The organism is Leptolyngbya sp. FACHB-541 (assembly GCF_014695875.1).
GTDB lineage: Bacteria > Cyanobacteriota > Cyanobacteriia > Elainellales > Elainellaceae > JAAUTN01.
The window spans coordinates 147709-161429 of record NZ_JACJPC010000098.1 but is presented as its reverse complement, the minus strand read 5'-3'; the positions used below and the strand labels follow the sequence as shown (position 1 = coordinate 161429).

The 13721-nt window shown below is 49.2% G+C and carries 5 protein-coding genes; all 5 read left to right on the top strand.

Translation table 11 applies throughout. From position 1 onward, the window contains the following. Positions 1-290 precede the first annotated feature (290 nt). The 5 genes from H6G00_RS20510 (at position 291) to H6G00_RS20490 (ending at position 13709) form a co-directional block, all read left to right on the top strand. Positions 291-3653, top strand: coding sequence for a non-ribosomal peptide synthetase (locus H6G00_RS20510; RefSeq protein WP_190798147.1), 3363 nt, complete (start codon positions 291-293; stop codon positions 3651-3653). Further along, positions 3650-9517, top strand: coding sequence for a non-ribosomal peptide synthetase (locus H6G00_RS20505; protein ID WP_190798146.1), 5868 nt, complete (start codon positions 3650-3652; stop codon positions 9515-9517). The genes H6G00_RS20510 and H6G00_RS20505 overlap by 4 nt, the downstream gene beginning before the upstream one ends. Further along, the gene (locus H6G00_RS20500; RefSeq protein ID WP_190798145.1) at positions 9514-10638 is read left to right on the top strand and encodes a THUMP domain-containing protein; all 1125 of its coding nucleotides are present in this window, start codon (positions 9514-9516) and stop codon (positions 10636-10638) included. Before H6G00_RS20505 ends, H6G00_RS20500 begins: the two co-directional genes overlap by 4 nt. 163 nt (positions 10639-10801) lie before the next feature. Then, positions 10802-12430 carry an NAD(P)/FAD-dependent oxidoreductase gene (locus tag H6G00_RS20495; protein WP_190798226.1) on the top strand — a complete coding sequence of 543 codons (1629 nt, stop codon included), beginning with the start codon at positions 10802-10804 and terminating at the stop codon, positions 12428-12430. Between the two features lie 169 nt (positions 12431-12599). Next, positions 12600-13709 (top strand): alpha/beta hydrolase, encoded by a 1110-nt coding sequence (locus H6G00_RS20490; RefSeq protein ID WP_190798144.1) that lies wholly within the window; start codon positions 12600-12602, stop codon positions 13707-13709. Positions 13710-13721: the final 12 nt, after the last annotated feature.

Sequence of the window (13721 nt, the reverse complement as noted above, 5' to 3'; positions counted from 1 at the left end):
AGTGCCATTCAATTCAAGATGACTGATTTATGAGAAACACATTTTTCCAATTTGTGCTTCTCGTAAACCCTTTGGAAGAGTTGTGTAGTTGTAGCCAGACGGGTTTAAGAGAAGGAGGTAGGGCTCAGCCTTGCCTCCTTCTCTCAAGAGGTTAGCGCCTTGGAGGTAAAGATACTCAGAAAAACGCAACAAAAAAACATATACACACTGCTGAAAATCTATCCTAGAGCATAATTTTTGAGTCGCCTTTTTCCCTAAAACGGAATGAGGCCAAACAGATGCAGGTGTGAATGATCTTAGACCAAACCAATCAGCAGCAGGTTGAGGAAGATATCTTTGTCTTTCCAGCGTCCTTTGCTCAGCAACGCTTGTGGTTTATTGAACAACTGCTTCCTGGTGACTCTCTATATGTTATTCCAATTGTTCTGCGGCTCACAGGTGTGTTGCAGCGATCGCTCCTCCAGCGCAGCATTCAAGCCATCATTCAACGCCACGAAAGCCTCAGAACTACGTTTGAGGTCGTCGAGGGGCAACTGGTTCAAGTCGTTGTTTCGCAGGGTTCTGAAGGGGCGATCGCATCTGAACTACAGATGCCCCTTCGGTTAACTGATCTGCGAACATTACCCGCAAATAGCCGTGAAGATGTGGCAATGGCTCAGATTTGGGAGGAAATTCAACAGCCGTTTCACTTACATCGGGGTCCACTGTTTCGGGCTCATCTGTGGCAATTGCAAGAAACTGAGCATCTGTTGCTGTTGGCATTACATCACATTGTTTTTGATGAGTGGTCAAGTGGCGTTTTGATTCGAGAATTGGGCGAACTGTACACGGCTTTTGTAGATGACAAACCGCCTGTGCTGCCCGAACTAACCATTCAATATGCAGATTTTTCTCATTGGCAGCGGCAGTGGTTGCAGGGAGATGTGATAAATGCTCAGTTGCATTACTGGAAGCAGCAATTGAAGGATGTTCCAATTCTCAACTTACCCGGTGCAGTGTCTCGTTCAGCAGTGCAGTCTCTAGGACAAAGACATCAAGGTGCCAGTCAATTGCTGGAATTTCCACAGTGGTTGTTGGATGCCCTGGAGGAATTAAGCCAGCAGTTTGGTGTAACTTTATTCATGACCCTATTGGCAGCATTTCAGACATTGCTGCATCGCTACAGCGGGCAAACTGACATTGCGGTTGGATCTCCTATTGCTAATCGGCATCGGAGTGAACTAGAAGGCTTGATTGGGTTTCTAGTCAACAGTTTAGTGTTGCGAACCGATTTAGCAGGCGATCCGACCTTTCATGAAATGTTGGAGCGAGTGCGAGATGTTACTTTAGCCGCGTATGCTCATCAGGATTTACCGTTTGAAAAGTTAGTCGAGGAGCTACAGCCCATCCGCAGTCTGGGTCAAAATCCGTTGTTTCAGGTAGTCTTTGCGTTGCAAAACACACCGATGGAGCAACTGGCGTTACCCGGATTAGTCCTCAGCCCAGTGGAGCTAGAAACCAAGACCGCACGTTTTGACCTGGAGCTATATGTCTGGAAGTGCGGAGATAACTTCAGAAGTCTGTGGGGCAAGGGTTGGCAGCAGTCGGACGGGTTGCGTGGGGTAATCGTTTACAACACTGATTTATTTGATTCAGCTACGATCGCATCTCTACGTCATCACTTCCAAACTTTATTAGAAGGAATTGTTGCAAATCCAGAAACTCCTCTCTCTGCACTACCCTTATTAACAAACACAGAACAGCAGGAGTTGCTGCAACGCTGGCATAGCAATCAGTCTAGTTATCCAGCCAATATTTGTATTCATGAATTATTTGAAGCGCAGGTGAGACAAAGACCGACTGCGATCGCTCTCCAATTCGGCAAACAACAGTTCACCTACCAGGCATTAAACCAGGGCAGTAATCAACTGGCGCGATATTTGCAGCGGCTAGGCGTGAGTACTGGAACCTGTGTTGGAATCTGTTTGGAACGGGGTGTGGAAGCGATCGCCTCCATGTTAGCCATATTAAAAGTGGGGGGAGCTTATGTTCCCTTTGACCCTAGTTACCCAGTGGAACGTCTGCACTTCATGCTGGAGGATGCTGGAATTGCAGTGGTTTTAACGCAGGCAGATTGGGCAGATTCATTCCAAACAGATAACGTAACGGTTGTTTGTTTGGAGCAGGAATGGAACACGATCGCCCAAGAGTCTGATGAAAACTTGTCTACTCCTTGCACCTCTGATCAGCTTGCCTACGTGATCTACACCTCCGGTTCAACTGGAACCCCTAAAGGAGTGATGGTGCCACACCAAGCCGTAAATCGGTTGGTATGTGAGACAAACTACGTACAAATTGGACCAAGCGATCGCATTGCTCAGGTCGCAAACCTTGCCTTTGATGCAGCCACTTTTGAAGTCTGGGGCGCACTCCTGAACGGTGCTCAAGTCATTGGAATAGAGCGAGAAATCACGCTTTCACCCGTTGATTTTGTGAATGAGTTACAGCAGCAAAACGTGAGTATTTTGTTTCTCACCACTGCACTGCTAAATCAAACGGTGAGCCAAATTCCAAATGCCTTTCAATCACTCAAGTACCTGCTGTTTGGCGGTGAAATGGCGAATGTTGATCGGGTGCGATCGCTACTGGAACACGGCAAACCTCAGCATCTAATTCATGTCTATGGCCCCACCGAAAACACAACCTTTTCTACCGGGTATGAGGTGCAGGATATTCCAGGAAACGTCGCGACAATTCCTATTGGTCAAGCGATCGCTAACACTCAAGTATATCTATTGGATGCCCATTTGAAGCCCGTTCCCGCAGGGGTTTCTGGTGAGATTTATTTAGGTGGAGATGGATTGGCAAAGGGATATTTGAATCGTCCAGAGCTGACAGCAGAGCGATTTGTTGCTAGTCCATTTGGGGGACGTGGGAAAGAAACTCCCAACCCTCAACCCCCCGCCCCTAATCCCCGACTCTACAAAACTGGCGATCGCGCCCTTTATCGTTCTGATGGCAATCTTGAGTTTTTAGGAAGAACCGACCATCAGATCAAGATTCGTGGATTTCGGGTGGAGTTGGGGGAAATTGAGATGGCAATCGCTCGCCATCCAACCGTGCAAACGGCAGTGGTAATCGTGCGTGAGCAAAACGGGGATGCACAAAACCGTCAGTTGATTGCCTATGTGGTACCTAAAGCAACAATACTAACTGAACGAGAGTTGCGATCGTTTCTCAAGCAGAAATTACCGAGCTATATGATTCCTGCTGCATTTGTGGTGATGGATACGCTTCCACTCACTGCCAATGGCAAAGTTGATCAGAAAGCATTGCCTTCACCAGAACTGACCGTGACCAGGGAACCTCCCATTTCCCCTACTACTTCCCTGGAAGCAGCTCTAGTAGAACTGTGGACTCAGCTTCTAGGGCGGAAAGTAGGCATTCATGACCATTTCTTTGAACTGGGGGGACACTCCCTGTTAGCGACTCAGCTTGTTTCCCGAATTCGCGATCGCTTTCAAGTAGAATTGCCGCTCCGCAACATCTTTGAAACACCCACAATCGCTGAATTAGCACAACAGATTGAGTCACTGAGCCAGGAAGCAACACTACCTAATTTGCATTACGGTCAACCATCAGATTCGCAACGACGTGAGGAAGTAGAGTTATGACCCAGAGTACAATTGCTGAGTTTGTTTCTCATCTCAAGAGCCTGGATATACAGCTATTGATCGAGGGCAAACAAAACACTTCCTTGGATGAAACTCGTTTGCGTTGCAACGCCCCAGCAGGAACCCTAACCCCTGAATTGCGCCAAGAATTAGCTAATCGCAAAGCCGAACTGGTTTCCTATCTACAAGAAAAGGCAGAGGATAAAGAGAAGGCACAAGCTAAAAAAAACTCATTTCCCTCTATTACTCCTACACCTTACACCCCTACACCCCTACACCCCACCCTCCTATCCTTTGCCCAACAACGTCTATGGTTTTTATATCAACTCACTCCCAATAGCCCCTTTTACAATGTGCCTGCTGCCATTCGTTTAATTGGGAGACTAGATCAAACGGCGTTGGAGCGATCGTTTCACGAAATTGTACGTCGCCATGCAGCCCTTCGCACCACTTTTACAACAGTGAACGGACAACCCGCTCAAGTGGTTGAACCAGATGTCAAAGTTGAGTTATCGGTCGTGAATTTGCACACGGTCGCCAGTAGTGAGCGAGAACGCATCAGCCAGCAATTAGCTACAACTGAAGCCCGACGTCCATTTAACCTTGCGACCGATCCGCTACTGCGAATCACGCTGTTGAAATTTGACCCCACTGAGGCAGTTTTGTTGCTGACTCTGCATCACATTGTTGCTGATGGCTGGTCGTTGGGAGTTTTGATTCGAGAATTGGGCTATTTCTACACTGCATTTGTAGAGGGGCGATCGCCCCTTTTACCTCCCTTACCGATTCAATACCCTGATTTTGCTGACTGGCAGCGTCAATGGTTACAGGGAGAAGTGTTAGAAAAACAACTCACCTATTGGCGCAAGCAATTACACGATTTGCCAGCATTAGAATTACCTCAAGATCGTCCCCGTCCTGCCGTTCAGACCTACCAGGGCGCAACCTATCCACTACACATTTCTCCGGCTCTCACTCAAGCACTAGAAGCTTTGAGTCAGCAATCCGGCGTTTCTTTGTTTATGACTCTGCTAGCGGCGTTTCAAACGTTGCTCTATCGCTATACAGGGCAAGAAGATATTGCGGTTGGTTCTCCCATTGCTAACCGTCACCGTAGTGAGTTAGAGGGGTTGATTGGCTTCTTTGTAAATAGCCTGGTGTTGCGATCGGATCTGTCAGATCGTCCTACTTTTCGTGAATTGCTGGAGCGGGTGCGAACCGTTGCCCTGGAAGCCTACGAGCATCAGGACTTACCGTTTGAGAAGTTAGTAGAAGAGTTAGATCCCGATCGCGATCTCAGCCGCAATCCTTTGTTTCAAATTGCCTTTGCGCTGCAAAATGCCCCGATGCAGCCGTTAGAATTGCCGGAATTGAAGTTAGAACCTGCCCCTTTAGAGTCAAGCAGCACCCGATTTGATCTGGAGGTTCATTTATGGGAACCTGCCCACGGATTGTGGAGCGTCTGGAAATCTCAGGAGGGCTTGAGCGGCTTTATTGTTTACAGTACCGACTTGTTTGAACGTGACAGAATCGAGCGCTTGGTCGGGCATTTTCAAACCTTACTGGAAGGCATTGTTGCTAATCCTGATGCTCGGCTGTCAGATCTGCCTTTGCTTACACCCACAGAACGTCAACAGATTGTAGTTGAATGGAATCGATCCCCTCTAGTCCCCCTTGAGAGGGGGGAAACCGGAAGCAGAGAATCCTCCCTTCTCAAAGAAATCGGAGGCTCGGAAGTCCTCCTTTCTAAGGGGAGTTTAGGGGGATCAATACAGGAATCCTGCTTCCATCATCTCTTTGAAGCTCAGGTTCAATCTACTCCAGAATCGATCGCCCTCATCTCAGAACAAGAATCACTCACTTATGCAGAACTTAACCAGAAAGCCGACCAACTGGCGCAAACTTTGAAGAATTTGGGAGTTAAACCTGACTCTTTAGTTGGGCTGTGTGTCGATCGCTCTGCCGATATGGTGATTGGGATTCTAGGGATTCTCAAGGCGGGGGGAGCTTATGTGCCGCTTGACCCAAATTATCCAAGCGATCGCCTCCACTTCATGTTGACCGACACACAAGTTTCAATTGTGTTGACGCAATCCTGGTTAGTGGAAAAGCTACCCGCATCGCAGGTGCAGATACTTTACCTGGATCAGCTTGATGTTTCCACTTGTGATAGTTTTCTTAACCCTGTCACTCCCGATCATCTTGCCTATGTGATCTACACTTCTGGCTCCACAGGTAAACCAAAAGGAGTTTTGCTTTCCCATCGCGGTTTGTGTAACGTTGTTGAGGCACAGCGGCAACTGTTTCAGCCCTTTCACAATAGTCGTGTCCTGCAATTTAGCTCTCTAAGTTTCGACGCTTCAGTTTTTGAAATTGCTTTGGCGATCGCCTCTGGTGGAACATTATATATTCCCCCTAAGTCTGCTCAACTGCCAGGAATGGCACTGGTGCAGTTTCTCCAAGACAATGCAATCACCCATGCTCTCCTCACTCCGGCAGTGTTGGCAGTTCTCCCCTTTGCAGAACTTCCTGACCTTCAGGTACTTATTACGGGTGGGGAAGCCTGCTCCAGTCAAGTAGTCGATCGCTGGGCAGCAAATCATCGCTTCTTTAACGCCTATGGACCGACTGAAACTACCATCTGGGCAACCGTTGCTCAACTTTATCCTGGCGATCGCCCGCTCATGATTGGTCGTCCCATTGCCAATACCCAAGTATATATTCTAGATGCGGACTTAAATCCTCTTCCTGTAGGTATTCCGGGTGAGCTATACATTGGTGGAATGGGGTTGGCGCGAGGTTATCTAAATCGTCCAGAATTGACTGCTGAAAGGTTTATTGATAGTCCATTCTTAGCGTGTGTGGGGGAAACTTCTAACCCCCAATCCCTAATCCCTAGTCCCCAGCTCTACAGGACAGGCGATCGCGCCCTCTATCGTCCTGATGGAACCATTGAATTCCTGGGTCGAATCGATAACCAGATCAAAATTCGAGGGTTTCGGGTAGAGTTGGGTGAAATCGAAGCAACCTTACAACGCCATCCAGCAATTCAAGATGCGGTGGTGTCTGCCTCTAGTAATTTATCCAACCAGCGCCTAGTTACCTACTTCAGCCTCGATCGCCACCACCTTCAAAAGTCCCTTCAACAACCCCTCCAAACTCAACACCTCCAACACTGGCAAACCCTCTACAACCAAACCTACCAACCCTCAACCCCTAATTCCCAATCCCCAACCTCCAACCCCCAATTCAACATCACGGGCTGGAATAGCAGCTACACCGGGGAACCCATTCCCCTAGAGCAAATGCAGGAATGGGTTGGCGATCGCGTCCGGCAAATTCTTGCCCTGAAACCTAAGCGAGTGTTGGAAATTGGCTGCGGCACCGGATTGTTGCTTTTTAAAATTGCGCCTCATTGTCAGCAGTATGTGGGAACGGATTTCTCAACGGTTTCCCTGGAATCAATTCAGCATCAGTTAGGAACTCTCGATTTGCTTCAAGTTGAACTGCTGCACCGCACTGCAACGGATTTTGAGGGGATTGATCTAGCATCCTTTGATCTGGTGATTTTGAATTCGATTGTGCAGTATTTTCCTAGCGTGGACTATCTGATGCAAGTGTTGGAGGGAGCGCTTCAGAGGGTAGCAACTGGGGGTGTTTTGTTTATTGGTGATGTGCGAAGTTTGCCGTTATTGAAGGCATTTCATACCTGGGTAAAATTTAGTCAGTCAGATGACGGAGTAGAGCGATCGCGACTTCAACAACAGGTGGAGCGATCGCAATTTGAGGAACCCGAACTAGCAATTGATCCGGCACTTTTTTACGCTTTACAGGATAAATTTCCTCAAATTCAGCAGGTGCAGATTCGGCTCTCACGAGGTCGTAGTCAGAATGAGATGACGCAGTTTCGCTATAACGTTTTGCTGTATGTAGAGCAGTCTCAGGGCGATCGCCAATTGTCCAGATCTGCGGCTTCTCAAAGAAGTCGCACTGAACACCTACACGATTGGAAGCGTGATCCAATCACGGTTGAAGCAGTTCAAAAGTGTCTGATCGAGAGTGAACCAGAGATATTTTTAATCACCAATGTAACTAATAGTCGGGTGAATGCAGCGGTCAAAACGGTGAACTGGCTCTGCGATCAAACCTCTCCAAAAACAGTGGGACGAATGCGGGAGATATTGCAGTCTACGGAATTGGCGATCGCTCCTCAAGACTGGTGGAATCTAGAAACTGTTTTGCCCTACACCGTAGAGATTACCTGGTCAAAGCAAACCCACACCGGAGATTATGATGTGCTGTTGGTTCGGCATGGCGTTGATGCAACGGTTGATTCTAATTCTCAACCATTCAACCAGTACTGGAATCACTACACGAACGATCCGCTTCAGTCGTCTTTTGCCCGACAACTCATTCCAGAACTGCGTCAATTTTTGAGAAAAACTCTGCCAGATTACATGGTGCCCTCGGTCTTTGTGCCGTTAGAAACACTACCTTTGACAGCTAGTGGCAAAGTTGATCGGCGTGCCCTTCCAGTTTTGGATGAAGATTTCACTCACTCAGCAAGCCCAGCAAACTCACCATCCACACCTACGGAAACAACTCTGATTGAGATTTGGAAGGAACTGTTGCAGCTTAAACAAGTGAGTACTCATGACAACTTTTTTGAGTTGGGTGGGCATTCCCTCTTAGCTACGCAAATGACCTCTCGTGTTCGAGATGCTTTTGGGCTAGAACTACCTCTGAAATATGTGTTTGAAGCTCCTACGATCGCCCAATTGGCTTCTGTCCTCGAAACACGCAATACTCCTTCTACTTCCCATGCTCCTCCATTAGTCCGGCTGGATCGGTCTGCCTATCGTCGCAAGCGATCGCCATCACTCAACGGCACTTCCCAGCCCTCTCAAGACTTGCCTAAAAGTGCTCCTCCTGACAGCAATCCGATTGCAGTTGCTAATCCTGTTCCACCATCCCGATCGCCTCTGGTTCCCTTAACCCTAGGGGGAAATAAGCAACCTTTCTTCTGTGTGCATCCGATGTTTGGAGTGGTGTTTCCCTATCTGGAATTGGCGCATCAGTTAGAGAGTATTGCGGAGCAGTTTCCTGAATGGGGCGATCGCAGTTTTTATGGTCTTCAACCTATGGGGCTGGATGGCAAATCTGCTCCGCTAAACCGGATTGAAGCGATCGCTACTTCCTACATTCAGGCAATTCAGGCGTTGCAACCGCAGGGCCCTTACTTCTTGGGTGGCTGGTCATTTGGGGGATTGGTTGCCTTTGAGATGGCACAACAATTAACTCAGGCAGGTCAGGAGGTTGGACTTCTGGCAATTCTAGATACTCCTGCCCCTTCTAATCAACTTTCTCTGGGCCAAAGTCTCAAGTTCCTATTAGGAACTGCCCTCTGGTCTACACTGCCCTTTTTGCTGGACTATGGTTCTCTTGCAGCAAATCGGTTGCAATCGTGGCATCCCTGGTTTGCTCGTTGGCAACAATCTGATGCCTCTAGCACTGCGTTTCGGGCGATCGCTCGTCTCCTGCCAGAAGAGTCCCGTTTACAGCTGTTGAATGAGTCTGCAATTCAATCCCTGCTGCCGATCGTTTATGCCAACAGTCAGGCAGCCTATCGATATGTGCCAAAACCTTACCCTAATCGGATTACTCTGTTTAGAGCGGTTGAACAACCGGATGCCATTAGGGATGAGCCATCTTTGGGTTGGAATGCATTGACGAGCGACATTCAACTGCACCAGGTACCAGGCAATCATTTATCATTGCTGAAACAGCCCCATGTGCAAACCCTGGCTCAACAACTGGGGCAATGTTTGTCATGTGCCACACAGTTCAGCGGTGAGTCAGGATGAATCAGTATTTTGCAACGGTGGCAAACGGTCTAGAGCCGCTCGTTGTTAAAGAATTAGAGCAGTTAGGGGCACATTCCGTTAAACCAGGGTTTCGTGGGGCTGCTTTTAAGGGCGATCGCACCCTCCTCTACCGCGTTAACCTGTGGGCGAGACTTCCATTCCGCATTCTGATGAAGCTACACCAGTTTCCTTGCCAGAGTGCAGACGACCTGTATCGAGGTATCCAAAGCATCGACTGGTCAGCCTATCTCACCCCTGATTTAACACTTGCCGTAGACGCAACGGGTAAAACGGAGCAGCTTAACCACACTCACTTTACGGCGCTTCAAGTTAAGAATGCGATCGTTAACCAGCAGCAAGAAGTGTTTGGCGATCGCTCCAGCGTAGAACTGCAAGAACCCGATGTGCGAATCAATGTGCATCTCGATCGCGATGGTTGCACGGTCAGTCTAGACAGTTCGGGAAACAGCTTGCATCGTCGGGGCTATCGTCCTGCAGTTGGAGCCGCCCCACTCAAAGAATCCCTGGCAGCAGCATTAATTCAGCTTTCGGGCTGGCAACCGGAGCAAATGTTTTATGACCCGCTCTGTGGCTCTGGAACCTTACCTCTGGAAGCTTGTCTCAAGTCATTAAACATTGCGCCAGGGCTGTTTCGAGAGCGGTTTGGGTTTGAAACCTGGCTTGACTGTGACCGCGACCTGTTAGACCACCTGATTCAAGAGGCAAAATCTAGCCAAAAAGAGGCACTTCCCGCACCAATTTGGGGCAGCGATCGCGATCCACAGGTGATTGAGCAGGCGATCGCCAATGCCCAAAACTGCGGCGTATCTGACCAAATTTGGTTTTCTGAAATGGAGCTTATTGATGTAGTCGCTCCGACCGATAGCGGCGTGGTGTTCTGCAATCCGCCCTATGGAGAAAGGCTGGGACGCGACAGCGACCTGGGAGCCTTCTACAAACAGCTAGGCGACGTTTTGAAACAGCGCTTCAAAGGCTGGACTGCTTTTATCTTGAGTGGCAACAAAGAACTTGCTCAGGCGATCGGGCTAAAGTCAAGTCAGCGAATCCCTGTGTACAATGGAACGTTGCCCTGCCAGTTGATGAAATATGAGCTTTACTAAAGATCTAGACTAGACATTATAAGGACTCCGTTTCGGAAAGAAGCACTATTTGGTGTACGGGCGAAGCATTCGGCAAAAAAATTGTGCTTCAGTGACAGAGATTGTGACCGAATGCTTCGCCCCTACCGCTCCCGCTACTCCTAGCAACCCTCGCCATCCATTCATGCTCCGACTCACCGAAGTAAAACTGCCGCTCGACCACCCCGAAGAGGCAATTCAGACTGCGATTCTGAAAAAACTACAAATCACGCCCGCCGAGCTAATCCGCTATTCCATCTTCAAGCGCAGCTATGACGCTCGTAAAAAAGGGAATGTTGTTTTTGTTTACATTTTGGACGTAGAAACCACTCAAGAAAAGCGGCTACTTCAGCGGTTCAAAAAAGACCCGCACGTCATGCCCACGCCCGATACGCGCTATCGCTATGTGGCAAAGGCTGGTGAGGGAGCGATCGCATCCACTCATCGTCCAATCGTGATTGGGGCAGGACCCTGTGGTATTTTTGCGGGGCTACTGCTGGCGCAAATGGGGCTGCGACCGCTGATTTTAGAACGAGGAAAGCCCGTTCACGATCGCTCTGTAGATACCTTTGGCTTTTGGAGCAAGCGAAAGTTTAACCCGGAATCTAACGCGCAATTTGGGGAAGGCGGAGCAGGCACCTTCTCTGACGGCAAACTCTACAGCCGTGTCAAAGATGCCAATCATCACGGGCGAAAAGTGCTTGAAGAACTGGTGAATGCCGGAGCCGCACCCGAAATTCTCTACGTCAACAAACCCCACATTGGCACCTACCGACTCGTCAAAATTGTCGAGAATATGCGCTGCACAATCGAATCTCTGGGTGGTGAAATTCGCTTTCAAAGCCGAGTAGAAAAGATTGACATTGAGCAAAAAGGTGAGAGGCAGGTGCGCGGTGTCGTCCTAGCGAATGGGGAATACATCCGCACCGAACACGTCATCCTAGCAGTGGGACATAGCGCCCGCGACACCTTTGAGATGCTGCATCAGCAGGGCGTTTACATTGAACCCAAGCCCTTCTCAGTTGGGTTTCGAGTCGAGCATCCTCAGTCGATCATCGACCAGTGCCGCCTCGGATCGCAAGCAGGTCATCCGATGTTAGGAGCAGCCGATTATCAGTTAGTGCATCACTGTTCAAATGGGCGATCGGTCTATAGCTTCTGTATGTGTCCGGGGGGGCAAGTCGTAGCGGCAACCTCAGAAGTTGGGCGAGTCGTCACAAACGGCATGAGCCAGTACGAGCGCAGCGGCAAAAATGCAAACAGCGGCATTGTGGTCGGCATTACCCCAGATGATTATCCCGGCAGTCCCTTAGCCGGAATGGAGTTTCAGCGCCGCCTGGAAGAGCGGGCATTTGAACTGGGCGGCTGCACCTATGAGGCTCCAGGGCAACTGATAGGTGACTTTTTGGCCCAGCAATCTTCTACCACTCTCGGCAGCGTAAAGCCTTCCTATCGACCAGGGGTACACCTGTGCGACCTTAGCCCTAGCTTGCCAGATTATGCGATCGCCGCCATCCGCGAAGCAATTCCTGCCTTCGATAAGCAAATCAAAGGGTTTGCTATGCATGATGCTGTTCTAACCGGAGTTGAAACTCGCACCTCTTCTCCCATTCGAATCAAACGCAAAGATGATTATCAGAGCCTTAATACAGTGGGATTATATCCGGCTGGAGAAGGAGCCGGATATGCCGGAGGCATTCTTTCAGCTGGGATTGACGGCATCAAGGTCGCCGAAGCTGTCGCCCTCAGCCTGCTGCATCAAAAAGTAAGTTGAGTGCGGAAGTTACGCTCAAATACGGTTGGATTGCTGTCAAAACTGCTGGCGGACATACAACAACCTTGGAGCGATCGCAGGTTCTAACTTCAGACGGTTACATAAGCGTTGCCTTTCCACCTAATCTCGGCTTGTATCATCGCCGTAGAAGAGTGATTACGCCATGCTCATGCCCCTCGATTTTCTCTTGCGCTGGCTGTCCAGTTTACTGACGATCGCGTTTCTGGGCAGTGCGGGATATATTCTTTATCAGTGGTACGAGGGAGAACTGGTGAGCGATCGCTGGCTCATCCTGGGTGTAGTCATGTTGCTCTGGTCATTTCTCGGGTTCTTACCCATTCTGCTGCTGCGCCGCGCCGGTCGAGATGAACCCAAACCCATTCGTAGCAATCGAACGCAGCAACTCGTCCGTCCTGATGGCAGCGAAATTCACGTTGAGTTTTACGGTCCCGACCAAGCTCCCACTCTGATTTTGACGCACGGTTGGGGTCCAGATAGCCTGGTTTGGTATTACGCCAAGAAGCAACTGACCGACCAGTTTCGTGTCATCGTGTGGGATCTGCCAGGTTTGGGCAAATCCAAAAAGCCCAAAAACCGCGACTATTCCCTGGAAAAATATGCCCGCGACCTGGAAGCTGTTCTCAACTTGGCAGGAGATCAACCAGTCGTCTTGTTGGGGCACAGCATGGGAGGTATGATCCTGCTGACGTTCTGCCGCTTGTTTCCACAGCATTTGAGACGACGAGTGGCTGGCTTAATTGTTGTAGATGCCACCTATACCAATCCCCTGAGAACAACCATCCTCAGCAAACTGTTGTTAGCCTTGCAGAAGCCTTTGCTAGAACCGTTGTTGTATCTGGCGATCGCCCTTTCCCCCTTACTCTGGGTCACCAGTTGGCTAAGTTATTTGAATGGATTTACATTATTGACTACTGAGATTTCTGGATTTACAGGCAGAGAAACGCGAGGGCAACTTAACTTCTCCACCCTAATCGGACTGAAAGCAGCTCCTGGCATATTGGCACGAGGAACGCTGGCAATGCTGAGATTTCATGAGGCGGAAACATTACCTCAAATCTCTACTCCAACCCTGGTAGTGGTGGGCGAATCTGACATTGCTACCCGACCCTTTGCCAACCAGCGCATCAGCCAGGATGTGCCGCAAGCCAAACTCGCTGTCTTGTCTCCTGGTGGGCACATGGGTCTAATGGAGCGCAATCAGCAGTTTGCAGAAGTAGTTCGGTCATTTAGTGCGACTTGTTTGGAATTAAGACGGTGAGTTCCAGTAGAG